This is a genomic window from Pedobacter polysacchareus, from assembly GCF_019802255.1.
GTDB lineage: Bacteria > Bacteroidota > Bacteroidia > Sphingobacteriales > Sphingobacteriaceae > Pedobacter > Pedobacter polysacchareus.
This window is the reverse complement of the sequence record NZ_JAHYSS010000003.1, coordinates 805,129-824,854: the sequence shown is the minus strand read 5'-3', so window position 1 is coordinate 824,854 and position 19,726 is coordinate 805,129. Positions and strand designations below refer to the sequence as shown.

The 19,726-nt window shown below is 44.0% G+C and carries 12 protein-coding genes and 1 pseudogene; 2 read left to right on the top strand and 11 right to left on the bottom strand.

Annotation, left to right across the window (positions count from 1 at the left end; genetic code table 11):
- Positions 1-57: 57 nt before the first annotated feature.
- Together K7X70_RS11160 and K7X70_RS11155 are read left to right on the top strand one after the other, a co-directional pair.
- Positions 58-6,174 carry an Ig-like domain-containing protein gene (locus K7X70_RS11160; RefSeq protein ID WP_222537136.1) on the top strand — a complete coding sequence of 2,039 codons (6,117 nt, stop codon included), beginning with the start codon at positions 58-60 and terminating at the stop codon, positions 6,172-6,174.
- Positions 6,174-7,166: a PorP/SprF family type IX secretion system membrane protein gene (locus K7X70_RS11155; RefSeq protein ID WP_222537135.1), complete on the top strand. Its 993-nt coding sequence runs from the start codon at positions 6,174-6,176 to the stop codon at positions 7,164-7,166. Before K7X70_RS11160 ends, K7X70_RS11155 begins: the two co-directional genes overlap by 1 nt.
- 1 nt (position 7,167) lies before the next feature.
- Here K7X70_RS11155 and K7X70_RS11150 read toward each other — a convergent pair whose 3' ends face one another.
- The 11 genes and pseudogenes from K7X70_RS11150 to K7X70_RS11100 form a co-directional block, all read right to left on the bottom strand.
- On the bottom strand, positions 7,168-7,599 hold the full coding sequence (locus K7X70_RS11150; RefSeq protein ID WP_222537134.1) for a hypothetical protein: 432 nt from the start codon (positions 7,597-7,599) through the stop codon (positions 7,168-7,170).
- 158 nt (positions 7,600-7,757) lie between these two features.
- The gene (locus K7X70_RS11145; protein ID WP_222537133.1) at positions 7,758-9,647 is read right to left on the bottom strand and encodes a polysaccharide biosynthesis protein; all 1,890 of its coding nucleotides are present in this window, start codon (positions 9,645-9,647) and stop codon (positions 7,758-7,760) included.
- A gap of 10 nt (positions 9,648-9,657) precedes the next feature.
- Positions 9,658-10,689 carry a GNAT family N-acetyltransferase gene (locus tag K7X70_RS11140; protein ID WP_222537132.1) on the bottom strand — a complete coding sequence of 344 codons (1,032 nt, stop codon included), beginning with the start codon at positions 10,687-10,689 and terminating at the stop codon, positions 9,658-9,660.
- Positions 10,686-11,729, bottom strand: coding sequence for a hypothetical protein (locus K7X70_RS11135; protein WP_255607086.1), 1,044 nt, complete (start codon positions 11,727-11,729; stop codon positions 10,686-10,688). The genes K7X70_RS11140 and K7X70_RS11135 overlap by 4 nt, the downstream gene beginning before the upstream one ends.
- Positions 11,677-12,480 (bottom strand): phytanoyl-CoA dioxygenase family protein, encoded by an 804-nt coding sequence (locus K7X70_RS11130; RefSeq protein ID WP_222537131.1) that lies wholly within the window; start codon positions 12,478-12,480, stop codon positions 11,677-11,679. Before K7X70_RS11130 ends, K7X70_RS11135 begins: the two co-directional genes overlap by 53 nt.
- Positions 12,477-13,502: a GNAT family N-acetyltransferase gene (locus tag K7X70_RS11125; RefSeq protein WP_222537130.1), complete on the bottom strand. Its 1,026-nt coding sequence runs from the start codon at positions 13,500-13,502 to the stop codon at positions 12,477-12,479. Before K7X70_RS11125 ends, K7X70_RS11130 begins: the two co-directional genes overlap by 4 nt.
- A 12-nt stretch (positions 13,503-13,514) precedes the next feature.
- Positions 13,515-14,675: a glycosyltransferase family 4 protein gene (locus K7X70_RS11120; RefSeq protein ID WP_222537129.1), complete on the bottom strand. Its 1,161-nt coding sequence runs from the start codon at positions 14,673-14,675 to the stop codon at positions 13,515-13,517.
- A 55-nt stretch (positions 14,676-14,730) separates the two neighbouring features.
- Positions 14,731-15,699, bottom strand: coding sequence for a pectate lyase family protein (locus K7X70_RS11115; protein WP_222537128.1), 969 nt, complete (start codon positions 15,697-15,699; stop codon positions 14,731-14,733).
- A 12-nt stretch (positions 15,700-15,711) separates the two neighbouring features.
- Complete coding sequence (locus tag K7X70_RS11110) at positions 15,712-16,710, bottom strand: NAD-dependent epimerase/dehydratase family protein (RefSeq protein WP_222537127.1); 999 nt, start codon at positions 16,708-16,710, stop codon at positions 15,712-15,714.
- Between the two features lie 6 nt (positions 16,711-16,716).
- A pseudogene (gene asnB, locus K7X70_RS11105) lies at positions 16,717-18,564 on the bottom strand (asparagine synthase (glutamine-hydrolyzing)).
- Between the two features lie 93 nt (positions 18,565-18,657).
- Positions 18,658-19,722, bottom strand: a complete 1,065-nt coding sequence (locus K7X70_RS11100; protein WP_222537126.1) for a glycosyltransferase — start codon at positions 19,720-19,722, stop codon at positions 18,658-18,660.
- Between the last annotated feature and the right edge of the window lie 4 nt (positions 19,723-19,726).

Genomic DNA, 19,726 nt, shown 5'->3' with positions numbered 1-19,726 from the left:
GGCCGTTACAGCGTAAAAATTACTTCGATTGCCTGTGAAAGCCCTGCTTCCAATGTCTTGGAGGTTGTCGTAAACCCTATTCCAGATGCGGCCGTGATTACCGCAGAAGGCCAGACCACTTTCTGTGCAGGCGGGGCCGTGGTCTTAAAGACCAGCACCTTCGCAGATAGCTACCAATGGTACAATGGGCTACACCTGATCACAGGGGCCACCCAGCAAACTTATACCGCTACTGAAAGCGGCCGTTACAGCGTAAAAATTACTTCGATTGCCTGTGAAAGCCCTGCTTCCAATGTCTTGGAGGTTGTCGTAAACCCTATTCCAGATGCGGCCGTGATTACCGCAGAAGGCCAGACGACTTTCTGTGCAGGCGGGGCTGTGGTCTTAAAGACCAGCACCTTAGCAGATAGCTACCAATGGTACAATGGGCTAAACCTGATCACAGGGGCTACCCAGCAAACTTATACCGCTACAGAAAGCGGCAGCTACAGCGTAAAAATTACTTCCAGTGCTTGTGAGAGCCCTGCTTCCAATCCGATACCAGTTACGGTAAACCCGATCCCGGATGCCGTGGAGATTACTGCAGAAGGCCAGACCACTTTCTGTGCAGGCGGGGCCGTGGTCTTAAAGACGAGCACCTTAGCAGATAGCTACCAATGGTACAATGGGCTAAACCTGATTACAGGGGCCACCCAGCAAACTTATACCGCTACGGAAAGCGGCAGCTACAGCGTAAAAATTACTTCCAGTGCTTGTGAGAGCCCTGCTTCCAATCCGATACCAGTTACGGTAAACCCGATCCCGGATGCCGTGGAGATTACTGCAGAAGGCCAGACCACTTTCTGTGCAGGCGGGGCTGTGGTCTTAAAGACCAGCACCTTAGCAGATAGCTACCAATGGTACAATGGGCTAAACCTGATCACAGGGGCCACCCAGCAAACTTATAACGCTACAGAAAGCGGCAGTTACAGCGTAAAAATTACTTCGATTGCCTGCGAAAGTCCAGCTTCTAATGTCTTGGAGGTTGTCGTAAACTCGATCCCGGATGCGGCCGTGATTACCGCAGAAGGCCAGACGACTTTCTGTGCAGGCGTGGCTGTGGTCTTAAAGGCGAGCACCTTAGCAGATAGTTACCAATGGTACAATGGGCTACACCTGATCACAGGGGCCACCCAGCAAACTTATACCGCTACCGAAAGCGGCCGTTACAGCGTAAAAATTACTTCGATTGCCTGTGAAAGCCCTGCTTCCAATGTCTTGGAGGTTGTCGTAAACCCTATTCCAGATGCGGCCGTGATTACCGCAGAAGGCCAGACGACTTTCTGTGCAGGAGGGGCCGTGGTCTTAAAGACGAGCACCTTAGCAGATAGCTACCAATGGTACAATGGGCTACACCTGATCACAGGGGCTACCCAGCAAACTTATACCGCTACAGAAAGCGGCAGTTACAGCGTAAAAATTACTTCGATTGCTTGTGAAAGTCCAGCTTCCAATGTCTTGGAGGTTGTCGTAAACCCTATTCCAGATGCGGCCGTGATTACTGCAGAAGGCCAGACCACTTTCTGTGCAGGTGGCGCCGTGGTCTTAAAGACGAGCACCTTAGCAGATAGCTACCAATGGTACAATGGGCTACACCTGATCACAGGGGCCACCCAGCAAACTTATAACGCTACAGAAAGCGGCCGTTACAGCGTAAAAATTACTTCGATTGCTTGTGAAAGTCCAGCTTCCAATGTCTTGGAGGTTGTCGTAAACCCTATTCCAGATGCGGCCGTGATTACCGCAGAAGGCCAGACGACTTTCTGTGCAGGCGTGGCTGTGGTCTTAAAGACGACAACTTTAGCGGATAGCTACCAATGGTACAATGGGCTAAACCTGATCACAGGGGCTACCCAGCAAACTTACACCGCTACAGAAAGCGGCAGCTACAGCGTAAAAATTACTTCCAGTGCTTGTGAGAGCCCTGCTTCCAATCCGATACCAGTTACGGTAAACCCGATCCCGGATGCCGTGGAGATTACTGCAGAAGGCCAGACCACTTTCTGTGCAGGTGAAGCCGTAGTTTTAAAGACGACAACTTTAGCGGATAGCTACCAATGGTACAATGGGCTAAACCTGATCACAGGGGCTACCCAGCAAACTTATACCGCTACGGAAAGCGGCAGCTACAGCGTAAAAATTACTTCCAGTGCTTGTGAGAGCCCTGCTTCCAATCCGATACCAGTTACGGTAAACCCGATCCCGGATGCCGTGGAGATTACTGCAGAAGGCCAGACCACTTTCTGTGCAGGTGGAGCCGTAGTTTTAAAGACGACAACTTTAGCGGATAGCTACCAATGGTACAATGGGCTAAACCTGATTACAGGGGCTACCCAGCAAACTTACACCGCTACAGAAAGCGGCAGCTACAGCGTAAAAATTACTTCCAGTGCTTGTGAGAGCCCTGCTTCCAATCCGATACCAGTTACGGTAAACCCGATCCCGGATGCCGTGGAGATTACTGCAGAAGGCCAGACCACTTTCTGTGCAGGTGGAGCCGTAGTTTTAAAGACGACAACTTTAGCGGATAGCTACCAATGGTACAATGGGCTAAACCTGATTACAGGGGCTACCCAGCAAACTTATACCGCTACAGAAAGCGGCAGCTACAGCGTAAAAATTACTTCGATTGCCTGTGAAAGTCCAGCTTCTAATCCGATACCAGTTACGGTAAACCCGATTCCGGATGCCGTGGTGATTACTGCAGAAGGCCAGACGACTTTCTGTGCAGGCGGGGCCGTGGTCTTAAAGACGAGCACCTTAGCAGATAGCTACCAATGGTACAATGGGCTAAACCTGATCACAGGGGCCACCCAACAAACTTATACCGCTACTGAAAGTGGCAGTTACAGCGTAAAAATTACTTCGATTGCCTGTGAAAGTCCAGCTTCCAATGTCTTGGAGGTTGTCGTAAACCCAATTCCAGATGCGGCCGTGATTACTGCAGAAGGCCAGACGACTTTCTGTGCAGGTGGCGCCGTGGTCTTAAAGACCAGCACCTTAGCAGATAGCTACCAATGGTACAATGGGCTAAACCTGATCACAGGGGCCACCCAGCAAACTTATACCGCTACCGAAAGCGGCAGTTACAGCGTAAAAATTACTTCCAGTGCTTGTGAGAGCCCTGCTTCCAATCCGATACCAGTTACGGTAAACCCGATTCCGGATGCCGTGGTGATTACTGCAGAAGGCCAGACGACTTTCTGTGCAGGCGGGGCCGTGGTCTTAAAGACGAGCACCTTAGCAGATAGCTACCAATGGTACAATGGGCTAAACCTGATCACAGGGGCCACCCAGCAAACTTATACCGCTACCGAAAGCGGCAGTTACAGCGTAAAAATTACTTCGATTGCTTGTGAAAGCCCTGCTTCCAATCCGATACCAGTTACGGTGAACCCAATTCCAGATGCGGCCGTGATTACTGCAGAAGGCCAGACGACTTTCTGTGCAGGTGGCATCGTGGTCTTAAAGACCAGTACCTTAGCAGATAGCTACCAATGGTACAATGGGCTAAACCTGATCACAGGGGCTACCCAGCAAACTTACACCGCTACCGAAAGCGGAAGTTATATCGTAAAGATTACTTCCAGTACTTGTGAAAGCCCAGCTTCCAATCCGATACCAGTTACGGTGAACCCAATTCCAGATGCGGCAGTGATTACTGCAGAAGGCCAGATGACTTTCTGTGCAGGCGGGGCCGTGGTCTTAAAGACGAGCACCTTAGCAGATAGTTACCAATGGTACAATGGGCTAAACCTGATCACAGGGGCTACCCAGCAAACTTACACCGCTACCGAAAGCGGAAGTTATACCGTAAAGATTACTTCCAGTGCTTGTGAAAGCCCAGCTTCCAATCCGATACCAGTTACGGTAAACCCGATCCCGGATGCGGCAGTGATTACTGCAGAAGGCCAGACCACTTTCTGTGCAGGCGGGGCCGTGGTCTTAAAGACCAGCACCTTAGCAGATAGCTACCAATGGTACAATGGGCTATACCTGATCACAGGGGCCACCCAGCAAACTTATACCGCTACTGAAAGCGGCCGTTACAGCGTAAAAATTACTTCGATTGCCTGCGAAAGTCCTGCTTCTAATCAGATATCTGTTACTGTAAACCCGATTCCTGCTGCCCCAACCACCACCGCAACCAACAATGCAGTTTTCTGTGAAGGTGGCAATGTCATCCTGACTTCATCAGAAAACAGCGGAAACCAATGGTACAAAAACGGCATCCTAATCCCTGGGGCTACGGGTAAAAATTACACTGCAACTACTCCTGGCGATTACTCACTAGGCTTTACAAACTTAAACGGCTGTGCCAGCCCGGTTTCATTACCAACTATGGTTACCGAAGTTCAGTATCCGGAACAACCTAAGATTTCCCCATCAAATGAAACTACTTTCTGCGAAGGAGGGGTAGTAATTCTTAGCTCATCAGAAAACAACGGAAACCAATGGTATAAAAATGGCGTCCTAATTCCTGGGGCTACAGGAAAAACCTATAGTGTCAGTGAAATCGGTATTTATACCGTTAGTGTAACAAATGTTGCAGGTTGTACCAGTGCAGTTTCAGCAACCACCACAGTGACGGTCAGCCCTGTTCCAAAAGGATTTGACGACACTGTTAGCCCACTCAATTGTGGTCAATCATCATTCAACTATTCATTGCAAGCCAATATCAACAACACGGCTAAAGGTGGAAACGCAGTCCCATCTACCTTTAGCTGGACTGTGAACTCTCCGGTACTTGGTGCAGTAAATGGCGCTGGAAATACCATCATTGCCGACCTTTACAATCCAACAGCCATAGCGCAGGTGGTTACCTATATCATTACGCCAAGAGGATCAGCCGGTGGCTGTGATGGAGCTCCTTTTAAAATTACCATAACTGTTCCGGCTTGTATCGGTCTTTCAATTACGAAAACCGCTGATAAGCACACTGTTTCTGCAGCCGGAGATCAGATAAATTATACGATTACAGTTAGAAATACTGGATATGCAAGTCACCACAATGTGAATTTAAATGATCCGCTAATTGCTGGAAATCTAAGACTCACAGGCGATAATGGCAATGGAATTCTGGAAAGAGAAGAATCTTGGATTTATACTGGAACCTATATCATTACCCAATCAGATTTAGATAGAAACGGGGTTCCGACAGCAAATATCGGTAAAATTCAGAATACGGCTACAGTGCAAAGTACAGAACATCCATTAGTTGTTTCCGCTACCGCTGATGTTGTTATTGATCAGAATCCTAACATCAGTTTGGTAAAAACGGGACGCTTAAATACAGACTTGAAAACGATTACTTACACCTTTGTCATCAAGAATATTGGAAACGTCACCTTACATCACCTGGTCTTATCGGATCCGAAAGTTCCTGGGGTCATTACACTTCCTGGAACCACGCTTGCACCGAATGCTTCCATCACCCACCAGGAAAATTATACCATTACGGAAGATGAAAAGCTGAATGGGAACGTGAGAAATACTGCCCGGATCGATGGCCTGACGGAGGTTGGACAACAAGTTTCAGATGTTTCTGGTACAAATGAGAGCAATGACATTCCTACTGATATAGATGTGAAGCGTTATCCTGCTGCAGTAGATGATTTTGCAAATACCAAAAGTGATGTAGAAGTGATGGTAGCAGTGGCGAAAAACGACAAACCAAGTCTTTTCCCTTTGGATGTCAGTACCATCGAAGTACAGATGGCACCTGCAAATGGCACCCTTCAAATGAATAAAGATGGCAAAATAGTTTACCTGCCAAAAAAAGGATATTCAGGTATAGAAAAGTTCAGCTATAAGATCCATGATGCGGTGGGAATATCTTCTAATGTGGCTATGGTAACGATCAATGTAGTGCCGCCAGATTTGGAAATTCCAAATACCTTTACACCAAATGGAGATGGAAAGAACGATACTTTCCAGATTGTAGGAAGAGAGAATTATGAATATATTGACCTGGCTGTTTTCAATCGCTGGGGTGATCAGGTTTATAAAAATAACAACTATAAAGATGAATGGGATGGAACTGGCTTAAATGACGGAACTTATTTTTATGTACTCAAACTGACAAAAGGAGGAGTTGTCACCTTCCGTAAAAGCTGGATTTTAATCAAAAGATAATGAACATTAGAAAACTGATCACTGTATTAATAGGCCTTTGCTGCTTACAAATTGGAAAAACCAATGCGCAGCAAAATATTCAGTTTACTCAGTATATATTCAATAGCCTGAGTGTAAATCCGGCTTATGCCGGGTATAAAGAAGAATGGTTTGTACAACTCGGATTGCGGGCACAATGGTTGGGAATGGAGGGCGCACCGCAGACAGCGACCGCCTCAATTGATGGGATCTTAGATCCGCAGGATCGTAAAATGGGAGTGGGTTTCCAGGTAACCACCGACAAAATCGGTGCGCAGTCCTCCACTTCAGCAACGCTGAATTACGCTTTCCGATTACAATTAAATGGAGAAGATACACAGCGCTTAAGTTTTGGATTGGGTGTAGGCGCAGCACAGTACAGTTTAAAAGGAGGGATGTTAAACACGATTCAGCCCGGAGATGAAGCCGTGCCAGTTAGCAATCAAAGTGATGTCGTGCCAGACTTACGTCTAGGTATCTTCTACAATTCGGACTATTGGTACCTTGGACTTTCTGCCTTGGATATCTTTTCAGGGCCGGATAAAAGAAGAGACCAATCTTCTTCTTTAAATATTATTCGCAGCCGGCATGCTTATATGATGGGCGGAGCTTTGATCAATGTTTCTCCAGAATTCAGAATCAGACCAAGCTTGCTGATCAAAGAAGATTTTAGAGGACCAACCAGTGCCGACTTTAACACTATGTTGATCATTAATGATAAAGTTTGGATAGGTGGATCCATCCGAACCGGATTTAATCTCTGGAAAAAGCAGACATCCGCCGCGTCATTGAGCAAAGAAAATTCTGTCTCTGGTATCATTCAGTTTTTTGTTAACGAACGCTTCAGGATCGGGTATTCTTATGATCAGGTCACCAGTGCATTGGGCAGCAGCCAAAATGGCTCCCATGAAATCACCATGGGCTTGGCCTTTGGAAAAGCCCCTAGGTCGTTTATCTGCCCAAGGGTGTTTTAAATTAATGACCTGGCATCGGGTAATGTAACCTGGTATTCCTGTTCCCTCCCAGCATTGCTCCCGGAAGATTAGGCGGAGTTACCGGATTGTTGTTCATCGTGTTCAGCAATTCGTTGTGTTTTTCCAGTAAAGTGATGTATTTGTTCATCCAATACTGGACAGAATTGGTATAATACTGCGCATCATTCATCTTTTCCTTCACTAAATTTGCCATGATTCTGTCGCCAGCCTTTGCAAAAGCATCAGGGAAGTCATTGCCGAAATCATAATCTATAGCATAACCAATCTTACATACAATATCCAAACTCAGCTGGGGCTGTTGAAACCAATTGTAAATGGAGGTTCTGCTTACATCTAAAATACGTGAAAGCTCAGAAATGCTAATCTTATTGCGTACGATACGCTCAATTAGACCATCGTTGTTTATAATCATAAGATAATAGTTTGGGTGAATTAGAAATCAGCAGAACTATTATTCAAACATAAGACCAGTTGGGACGAATCTTACAGGAAGGTAATAAAAATAATTGCTAATTTCAAAACAAATTAAATTTTTGATCAAATAATTAATCAAATTTATAGTGATTTTATTTAAAAACCATCTAAATTCTCATATATAGAGTTATTGCTCCTGAATTCCGGAAGGATCGCTTTAAGTTTTTTAATGGTATCATAAGGGTCATTTAGCTGGTTTAAATCTAATATTTCCAGGATCGCATTCGCAATAAATGAATGACTGTACCGGATAGTTTTAGCTCTTTTTATTTTCGGATGATGGGTAGGAATAGTGTGTTCTTCCTGATTTAATAATTCTTCGTGTAACTTTTCTCCCGGACGTAAACCACTATAAATAATTTTAATGTCTTTCTCGGGAACAAGCCCTGCCAGCTTAATCATTTGAACTGCCAGGTCAGCAATTTTTATAGGTGGTCCCATCTCAAATAAAAATATCTCCGCACCATTACCCATCGCCCCAGCTTCAAGTACCAGCTGTACCGACTCAGGAATGGTCATGAAATACCTCGTAATGTCCGGATGGGTTACTGTTACCGGGCCCCCAGCGTTAATCTGAGCTTTAAACCTAGGAATAACTGAACCATTGGAACCGAGTACATTTCCAAAACGCGTGGTGATGAATTTAGTCTGGCCAGACACTTCCTGCAGCGACTGTATATATATTTCTGCAATCCGTTTGGAAGCGCCCATGATGTTACCAGGCTTTACCGCCTTATCTGTAGAAACCATCACAAACTTTTCAATACCATAGCTGATAGAAAGATCAGCGATGTTTTTGGTGCCATAAATATTGGTTAAAATCGCCTCTTCCGCATGATTTTCCATCATAGGTACATGTTTATACGCTGCCGCATGGAAAACGATATCCGGTCGGTACTGCTCAAACAGCATCTTCATTCTTACTGGATTTCGTATGCTGCCCAGGAATATTTTGACTAGCCCTCCTTTAGCATGTGACTCCATTTCCAGCTGTAATTCATGTAGCGGGCTCTCAGCCTGATCACAGGCGACCAGGTACTCCGGGTTATATTGAAGCAATTGCCGCACTAATTCTGATCCAATAGAACCCGCGGCACCGGTAACCAATACTTTCTTGCCCCCTAGCTGCTCATAAATGTTCTGCTGCTCTAAAAGGATAGGTTTCCGCTGGAGCAGATCCTCAATCTTTAAGTCCTGGAGCTGCTGAACTTGTAATTTCCCATATAACCATTGATTGGAAGGAGGTACAATCATTACTTTTATTCCTAGTTCAACACACTTTTCAATTACTTTCTTTTTGCCGCCCTGAAACAAAGCTTCATGACCGATCACTATCTTTTCAATACCATGCTGCTGCAATAAGGACGGCAGCACAGAAGAATGATAAACTTTCCTTTGTTCGATAAATTTATTCACTGTATCTGGGTGGTCATCTACAAAACCAATTACCCGAACTCCATTTTCTTCGGATCCTTCCAGGGCCTGTTTGAGTAAAATTGCGGCACTGTCGGAACCATAAATCAATAAACGCTCTCCACGGTATCCCTCTTTCAGCGTCTTGAAAAAAGTAAACAAACTCTTAATCGCCACCCTAAATAAGCTCAGCAATGAAGAAGAAATGAAAAAGTTAACTACCAGAACCTTATAAAACCACTGCAATTGCAGATTGAAATCAGAGATCAGGATTAACCTGCTCATTAGTCCAAAAATTACACTGCTTAAGAATACTGCCATAAATATCCTGACCATATCCTTCGTATTGGAATACCTGATGATGCCGGTATGGATCTCCAGGATCATAAAAACAATGACCGAAACCAGGTGGTATAAAAACAGTGACCAGAGTTCTACGATACCCCATTCAGCTACCGCAGAAAGCTGTTGAAGCAAGAGCAGGGATATGGCAATCGACCATAACACAATAAACTGATCAATGAGGAGAATCAGCCATCTGGAATAAATCTTTTCCTGAAATATAGAGGTCATGTATTGCGGTTTAAGAAGGTTTGTAGCGGTATAAAGGAAAAAAGTCAATGTCGGTTTCAGGGTTGATTTTCTGCATTTTCAGCAGTGCATCATAAACTTTGGGATTGGCAATATATCTCCAGCTGCTGAAATCAAGAATCAGGTCTGAAAAGCAGGCTTTCCACTCGAAAAGAGAGTCTTTTTTGAAGTTCAATCCGCCGCCAAGATGAAAATAATGAGCCCCCATTTTTCGCCCAATCAGCGTGATCTCATCTGTGAGCAGCTTGGCTGGAGAATCTGGTAAGTACTCCGTAAGTGTGCCTAACAGATGGGCTTGTATGATGTCATTCGTGCACACAATATAAGCGCCGGATACCGCTTGGTTGTTCAGGTAAACCAGCAGTAATTTGCTGTTTAATTCATCTGAATTATAGAGCGCCCTGAAGTAAGATCCCGGAAAAAGGTAGCTGTCTGTGGCGCCAATCCTTTTCATGTTTTCTGTATAGATATTGGCAAATATATCCAGATCTTCCAGCTCAGCGGACTCCCTGACTTCATAGCCTTTTCGTTTCAGCTGATTGATTTTTCCCCGCAAACTCCGATGGTATTTTTTACGCTGCTCCTCAATAGTTACAGTCAGGTCTATCGCTACCGTTTTTCCATTAGAATGAATTCCTCCTAATCTTGATAAGGCTAACCTTTGGTCGAAAAATGGATGTAGCCTGGAAAATACGGACACAATCTTATCTTCTTCCAAAAATTCCAGAAAAGACAAACTGAAGTTTTCCAGAAAATCGCTGCCCAGCTCGCTGAATTTCTGATTGGAAATCGGACCCGTATAACCATAAACAGAAGTCAGATCGAAATATTTAGAACCCGGAATTTTTCTTTTGATCAGTGGAAAAGCAAGGTAATTGTCTGCTTCCTCATAAACGAAAAGCAAAGGTTCACCAACCACATCCAGCGAATGGTAATGCCAGGTATGGTAAAAGTCGTGCTGTAAGGAATTTCCTACATAATACTTCCAATTTTCTTTTTCAAATAACTTAATTAATCTTTTCATAGCAGACTGATGATTTGAATGAGATGATCCATTTCTTTAAGGGAATAACGGTGGTCTATAGGTAAGGCAATCAGGTTTGTGGCCAGGTAATGTTCAAACATCTCTTCAGTGGTACATTCCAGTACATTTGGCCAGTAACTGGCTACAAAAATCTTCTTTGCAATGAGGTCAGCCCGCAGTCCTTTTTTAGAAAGGAGTAAAGGATAAACCATTGGGCCATCTATGTCTTTCAAGGCTATAGTCAGTTCATTGATCTCTGAAAAAGCAGCGTGTAAATGCTGGAAGTTTTCATTTCTGGCCCTGCGGCATGCTTCATAATCAATCCCACGTAACATGCGCCGGCTCAGGACCGACATTTTCTTGATCGCGCTATTCCCAAGTGCAATATTGTTTTTCAAATAATCATGATAACCGATCTCTATACTTAAGTCAATACTCTTGATCAAATGAGAACAGCGGTAAGCAGAAATGTCGCTTTCCAGGGAAAGCCGCGTATTGCTTTCCGTGTACAGATAAGCGCCATCGGGAACGCCAAAAAACTTCCTGCAGGAGTAAAAAGTATCCAGTCCCGCTATAGGCTCCTGGAAAAATGCCTGCGCATTGTCTATGATCAGGTTTTCTTCCTGAGCAGCTAAACTGCGGACGGTATCTGTCTTGATTCCGAAGTAATTTGGATACATTAAACAGGAGTTTGCCTCCCGTTCAAAATCTAAAATAGGATTCAGCTGCTCGTCAATATGGTAAAACCGATAGGGGATTCTTAACCGCTGCAAAGGTTCCATCAATACCTCACAACTGAAAAAAGGTAAGTACACCAAATCGTATTTTTTGATCCGCAGAAGATATTCAAAGGCATTTCTGCCTGTGTTTAAGGGAATGAATAAAGGGTAGTGTGGTTTGCCCTCAGGGAGTTGCAGTTCTAGATAACCGCCGATGGTTTTTCCTTCTGTATACATATTCTTTTTCTTTCTTCTTTTTGATTGAAAATTAGCCTTGTCCTGGTTGGTACATCCGACGATTCGGAAGTTGGTAATACTCATAGAGATTGGCAGGAACCCTGGCATTATAGCCGATGATCTGTCTCATTTCTTCGGAAAAGTTTTCTCCGGCTTCATAACCTAGAAATCGCGGGTAATCTAGCTGCTGCTTGAAATAAGGAACGGTAAAACTGAGCGTCAATGCCCGCCTTGGTATATCCGTGTAGTTTTTTCCTGCGGCATGCCATATCAGGGAATCGAATAGGATGATGCTGCCCTTTTTCGCAACTGCACGGTCTGCTTTTCCAAAGAATTTCAATTCATTGGGTTTAGTGTCTGTTTTATGAGAACCTGATAAGAAAAACGTAGCCCCATTGTCCAGCGTAAAATCATCCAGTAAAACGATCATCTGGATCATCAGCTTCAGCGAACCTGTAAAACTCCTCATGTCGCGATGCACCTTTTGCACATAGGGATGGGCATGGTGTAAATTGATCACTCCGTTGATGCCATTAAGGATATAATTTCCTTTAAGAAAATGCCTGATTTGAGCGTCACAATACAGCTGACTGAGCAATTCAAATCCGAAATTACCTGGCTCCAGTAAATGGTGAAGGGTGCCTTTCATATCTTCTTCAATGCCATTTTTCTTTTGAATAGTTCTTCTTAAGCGATAAGCTGCTTCCAGGTCGGCATTGATCTCTTCTATAAAGGCAAGTGGAACAACTTCGTCATAAATCAACCAGCCATACTTGTCCATAGCGGTCTCAAATTCTTTCGTGTTTTCGAATTTATAGGTATAATTATTTTTCATCTTTCATCTCGGTAAAGTGGAAAAAATGGACTTGGTTTATCTTTAGATCTGGCTTCCACTAAAGCTCGATAGTTCAGCGGATCGGCGATGAAACGCCAGGTTTTATCGTCCATTACCAGGTTAGAAAATGCAGATTTGAATTGAAATAAAGAGTCCGCCTGGCCGCTTAAACCACCTCCTAAATGGTAATAGCGGATACCCCGTTCACGTGCCAACAGACTGATTTCATCGATGATCAATTTGCTGGGGGAAAGAGAGATATAAGCATTTGCTGTGGCTGATAAATGATTTCTAATGAAGTATTTTGTATAAGTGATGATGTTGCCGCAAATGGGCTTTCCCTGGTCATAAACCAGGATCAATTTGCAATTGTCTTCCTGGGTATTCAATAGTTTTCTGAAATAAGGCTCCTGGTATAAATAGCGCTCATTGGCCCCATTTCTCTTCATGTTCTCCAGATACATCGCAGAAAAAGCTTTGATGTCTTCTGAAGAGTCCGCCTCCCGGATTTCAAAATTCAGTGTTCTCAGTTGTCTGATCTTTCTGGCCAGCCTACGTTCATAATTTAGTCGCTGTGCCTCAATAGAAAGCCGAAGATCAATGACCACTGTCTGGCCATTTGCACGTATCCCTACAATCCGTTCCAGCAGCCGTTCTTGCCGCAGAAAAGGATGGAGCCTGCAAAAGACACAAACACAAGACGAAGTTTTCATGAAATCCAGAAAAGCTTCCTTAAAGTTTTCCAGTGTCTGGTCATCTAGCAGATCCATGCATTGGTTGGAAATCGGCCCAGTATAACCATAAACGGAAGTCAGGTCGTATAAATCACTGTTCTCAATTTTTCTTTTGAGTAATGGGATGGCAATGAAAATATCGCCTTGCTGATAAACGAAAAGTAGGGGCTCAGTGTCTGTATTTAGCGAATGATAATGCCAGGTATGGTAAAAATCATGGTGTAAGGAACGTTGTACCAGAGACACCCATTCAAAATGCTGACGGATGGTGATCAATTGATAAGTCATGGTTCGGTTGATTTAAGCGTCCTGAAGAATATGGAGCATTCTGGCATTGACCTGATGCACATCGAATTTCTCTGCTGCGAGTGCCCGGCCATTCCAGCCAAATTGAATGATGTCTTGTGTATGTTTCATAAAATAAGTCATTGCGGTAACCAAAGCATTAGTATCACGGATCGGAATTAAAATCCCATTGGAAAACGCCCTGGATGAGTGATGGCCATGGCTAACCGTTTCTTTACAACCCGTAGTATCGCAGGTAATAATGGCCCTGCCCATTGCCATCGCCTCCAGCAGGGACCTTGGGACACCCTCGCCATAATAGGAGGGCAATACCACTACGCCTGCATTTCTGATATAGGGGCGGACATCATTTACTGCCCCATAATATTCAATGATTCTGCAGGATTTAATTTCCTGATAAAGTGCCCGGTCGATGGAATCAACATTGTCTTCATCCGGGCCGATCAGTTTAAACCGCGCTTCTGGAAATATTGCCCTCATACGCTTTGCCGCTTCATAATATTCGCGGACGCCTTTTGCATTGATCAATCTGGAAATCATCAGGAAATTCATGGGCTCCTGCACCGGTACACTGTAACGGTAATGCTGTAGGTCTACGCCAGAGCCATTCACTACATAAGCCGATGCGCTTTTTCTAATGATCTTTTTGTGCATCAGCAGTTTTAAATCATCCTTATTCTGAAAGATGACCCTTAAAGAAGGATGAGGCCATAAGGCGATTTTCAGCAGATTTCTCGTGATGATACTCCACCATTTTCTGCGGGGATTTGCATCGCTGAAATTGTAACCGAGGCCAGTCAGCATAGGAGTTATCCTTTTAATCCCGCAATATCTGGCCACCAGTGTTCCATAAATGACAGGTTTGAATGCATAAGGGAAAACTAAATCCGGATGTGTGCGCTTGATCAGACGATAAAGACTGCGCAGGTATTTTAAATCAGATAGGAGGGCGATCTTGCTAGATTTTAAATCATTTTCTTCAATGAGGACGCCCATATCTGAGAGTGCATCCCTGATCTCTTTCCGTTTAATAGCAGGGCAAAATACGGTCAGGTCATTATGAATCAGCAAAGCAGCCATCAGCTGACCACGGAAATTCAGTAAAGTATCTGAAGCATCGCAAATGATCAGGATCTTTTTTCTTTTATGTTCCATATTTATTCCTTGACCTTAAATCAGGTAAGCGCGTATTTTGAGATCTGGCTATAGGTTATTTAGCCCCTGCACCACGAAGTATAGTCTGCGGGACTTCCGAAACGGGCAGCAATTCCTGCCGATAAGAATAAGGGGCATTCCAGATACAAACTCCGGTAGTGATGATGTTTTTGCCGCAGTTTTTATAGAAATTTCCGGAAGCAGCCACCAAAAAGCCAGGCTTGCTGTTGAAATTTGTCCTGATAGGATGAACGATGTTTTCAAAGTAATTATGGTCTGTTCTTACCGTGGCTTCCATGGTGGAGCCAATGCCATAACCGCTGCCATCTTTCAGGTAATTATTGAAAACATGCACTTGTCCAAATCTTACCCCCGGCTGCCGTTCTGAAATGTTGTAGAAGTAATTTTTATAGACGGTCACTCTTAAACGTCCAAAATCATCAGTGTTTTCATCCCCAAAACCAATCAGCATTGCTTTGTGGTTATCGTGTAGTTTGTTCCAGGATAAGGTCACATAATCGGCCTGGTTACCCACATCCAGCAATCCGTCGTAATGCGACCAGCCATGGTCCCGATCAGATGATAAACTGCAATGGTCTATCCAAACATGGTGAGCACCTTCTTTAATTACAATGTTGGAGTATTGTACAACTTTGCGTATCGTCATATTTCTAATGATCACATTGTGATCTCCATAAATGAGCAAACCGATGCCTTCTAAATAGGAACCGCTGCTGCCAATCATCGTTTTGTTGGATTTGACGCGGATAAAACCTGTTCCTTTGAGCTGCCCTGAAAAGTGAATGATCAGTGGTTGTTCCGCTGCCGCTGCTGCTTTTAAGGCTGCCAGCGTTTTGACTTCAATTTCCAGGCCTTTTCCGCCCCCGGTAGTGCCGCCTTCCATTCCGGCAAAACCAATGATCTGCTGCTGGGCCAAACCCATAAAGGCGCTTTTTTTCAATCCTGTACCTCCAAAATTAGCAGTGTAGGAGAGGACCAGTAAGGAGAGTAATAAGGTGTACATGCCAGGTTGGATTTAGTAAGTTTTATACCATTCTATAAATTTTCTCACCCCTTCTTCAGTGGATACCCAGGGATGCCGGCCGCATATAAGCTCCAGTTGTGTCACATCGGCCCAGGTTTCCAGCACATCGCCGTCCTGCATTGGGAGGTGTTGATGAATCGCTTTCTTGCCCAGATTTTTTTCGATCTCAGTGATAAAATCAAACAGGGAAATTGGCTTTCCCCTTCCTATATTGAGAATGCGGTAGGGGTCAGTGGCGCTGGGGCTATCCAGCAATGGCAGTATCCTCGAAATAATGTCATCGATATAAGTGAAATCTCTTTTCATCAGCCCATAATTAAAAACTTTCAAAGCCTCTCTTTTTTCAATAGCCCTGGTGAAAAGAAAAAGTGCCATATCTGGTCTTCCCCAGGGACCGTAAACCGTGAAAAAGCGCAGTCCGGTGGTTGGAATACCAAACAGATGACTATAGGCATGGGCCATCAGCTCATTGCTTTTTTTGGTCGCGGCATACAAAGATGCAGGCCGGTCTGCTGCCTGTGTGGTAGAGAAAGGCAGTTCTTTATTGAGCCCGTAAACGCTGGAAGAGCTGGCATAAACCAGGTGTTTGATCTGGTATTTCCGACAACCTTCCAGGATGTTCATAAAGCCATAGATGTTGGAGTCTATATAAGCCTGAGGATTTGTTAAACTGTACCTTACCCCAGCCTGAGCAGCTAAATGACAGACCGCATCGAAGGTTTGCCCGGCAAATAGTAATTCCATTCGCCGGCGATCATTGAGTGCTAATTTTATGAACGTATATTGAGCATGCCTGCTGCTGCGGGTTGGAGCACCATAAACAATACTTTCTTTCGAAATTCCTGTTTCTGCCAGTCTTGCATATTTCAAACTGACCTCATAATAGTCGTTGATGTTATCAATTCCAATCACTTCATCTCCACGCAGTAATAAAGCCAGCGTGAGGTGGAATCCTATAAATCCGGCGCTGCCGGTTACTAATACTTTCATTGATGTTTAATTTGATCGCGTTAATTTTCTGTACCAGACTTCCATACCGAAAATGCAGAAGAGGATTTTTGCCCTCCTTTCATCTGAGATGTGGATTCTCTTAGCCAGTAGTGCCTCTACAAAACTTCTTTTGATGATTTTTTCATAGAGTGGTTTTGGGGCAAGCAGGTAATCCCTGATGATGGCATGTAACTCTTCATCTACCCATTTTCTCAAGGGAATTTCAAAGCCTCGCTTAGGTTGATGCAATAAGGTTTTCGGTAAATACTTGCTTGCAAGTTCCCGTAATAGGTATTTGGTCGTGACCTGATTGATCTTGAATTAATCAGGAATACCAGGAGCAAATTCCAGCAGTTCTTTGGATAAAAACGGACTTCTTCCTTCCAGCGAATGTGCCATGGTAGCGATGTCCATTTTAGGGAGCAGCCTGCTGAACAATAAAGACTGAAAGTCCATTAGTAATAGTTTCTTTAAAGGGCTAATCTGAAGTTTATTAATAGCCCTTAAATGTGATGAGATGGTCTTCATGACAGGGTTTTTCAAAAATTGATCTTCAAATCCTACAAACAGATCAGAAGAAGCTGAGCAATAGATTTTTAAAATATTGGTATAACTGGCAAATTTTAATAGACGATAGATATAGGTGTAATAACTTTGCTTTTCATTCGCAACCGGTAAAATCCCGGCCAGGATTTTTGCACTGATGCTGGTCAGGTTGTTGGGCTTAAAAAAGTCAACGTGTAGAAAAGGGACATACCGTCGGTAACCAGCAAATAATTCATCGGCACCATCGCCGTTTAAAGCTACACTAAGGTGCTGTTTTGCCGCTTTTGCTACATAATAACTAGGGATGGCGGAGTTGTCACAATTCGGTTCTCCATGTGCGGAAAGGATGTTTTCTATGTCGTTTCTAAGGTTTGAAAAGTCCAGCTCAATCAAGGTATGTTTGGTGTCGTATTTTTGTGCGACCTGAGCGGCAAGTTCCGATTCATCGTAAATTCCTGGGACTTTAACGGTAAAAGTATGCAGTTGATTGACCTGTCCGGCAGCCATTGCCGTAACCAGTCCGCTGTCAATACCTCCGCTTAAAAAAGAACCAACAGGGAGGTCCGAACTGTGCAGGCGGCGGGCAACTGCGATATTCAGCAATTCATCCAGTCTGGAAAGTGTTTCTTCCTGGTTCAGCCGACTGCTCTTTTGATAAGCTGCTTCCATATTGAACCATTGGATATCTTTTGCGGTTTGCTGCTGCGTATCGATCTCCAGATAATGTCCGTTCTCTAATTCGGAAACATTTAAATAGGGGGTAGCTGCCCTGTAATGATAACCGAGATATAAATAATCTGCCAGTGCCTGATGGTCAATTTCTGGCTTTGCAATCCGTGCTAAAATGGAAAGTTCCGAAGAAAAAATATAGCATTGACCCTTTTGGTAAAGGTACAGCGGCTTTTTTCCTGCACGGTCGCGGGCAAGGAAGAGCTTCCGGTTTTTAAGGTCATATAAGGCAAAAGCAAACATCCCGTCAAACTCCTCCAGCATTTTCATACCCATTTTTTCAAACATCATCAGGATCGTTCTGGTATCAGAGCCAGAACTAGCTTCCAACCCGTGTTTTGTTCTCAATTCCAGGTGATTGTAAATCTCTCCGTTGAATACCATCAGTAAGCCATTGTATTCCATCGGCTGTCTGCCCGCCGGACTAAGGTCCTGGATGGCCAGCCGGGTATGGTACATCACCAGCTGGTCGATAGTTTCGAAAGCCTGTTCATCCGGTCCGCGATGCGCTAAACCTTCAAATATGACTTGCTCATTTACCTGGAGCTGGTAATTTAAGGTTCCAAATATTCCGCACATGATGATTTGATAAGGGATATGATCAACTAATGATTTGATAATAGATTTCCTGATGCTTTAATCAAGGGGCTGAGAAGCCAGACTAACTATAGTTTAAGTATGGTTGATTAGATGGATCCACTGCGCCATGATCTTCTCCTTATTGAAATACTGAGCGAGGTATAGTTTTCCTTTTTCCCCGAGTATTGCCCTTTCTGCCGGACTGAGTGCCATCATTTTTCTCATTTTATCAGCCAGGTCTTTTGGATTTGTTTTCTTGGTTAACATGCCGCATCCTGCCTCAGCAAGCAGCTCCGTAATGCCGTCAATAGCAGTCGCCACAATCGGTTTTCCATGAGCCATCGCCTCCATAATGGCATTGGGCATTCCTTCTGAATGAGAGGAAAGTACAAAAGCATCTGCCGAATGGAGATATAAAGCAGGTTCATGCTGAAAATCCAATATTCTAACATATTTCTTGATTCCAAGGTCAAGTATCATTTGATAAGGCCAGGAAGCTTCATTTAAAGAGCCAATAATATCCACCCGGAAGGAACCCGGTTTCAGTAGTGCAATGGCTTCAAAAAGTGTGACATAATCTTTATTCCATCTGAAATGTGCCACACATACCCAATTGAAAACGGCATGCTTTTGTGGAACAATCAAGGAGGGGCGAGGGATGGAAATCAAATTGTGGATCACTTTACTTCCTTTTTTGACCAGGTTTAGTTTTTCAAAACTGGCCTTTGCAGCCTCAGAATTAAACACCACCTCATCATCCATTCCTTTGGATATCCTCATGAGCAGGTGCCATTTTGCCGGGATAACAGAAATCCTGATAGAAGAAATCAATTTGAATTGGTATTCTCGTTTTAACATCCTGGCAAATAAGATGGCCGCAAACATAAAGGCAATCACCAGGTCTGGTTTATAATCAGCAAACAACCTTTTTAGCCTTTTCCAGTTTCGGTAAGGCTGGCTGGTCCAACTGTTTAAAGTCACTATTTTTAAACCCATTTGTTTGAAAGTCAAGTCGAATTCATTATTGGGTTTTAAGGAAATGATCAGTAGCTGAAAACCTTTAGATTGCAAGTCCGTTGCGATTTTTAACAATTGTGTTTCTGCCCCCCCCTTGCTCAATGATGGACTGAGGAGGATAATTCTTTTTTGCGTGGTCATATCC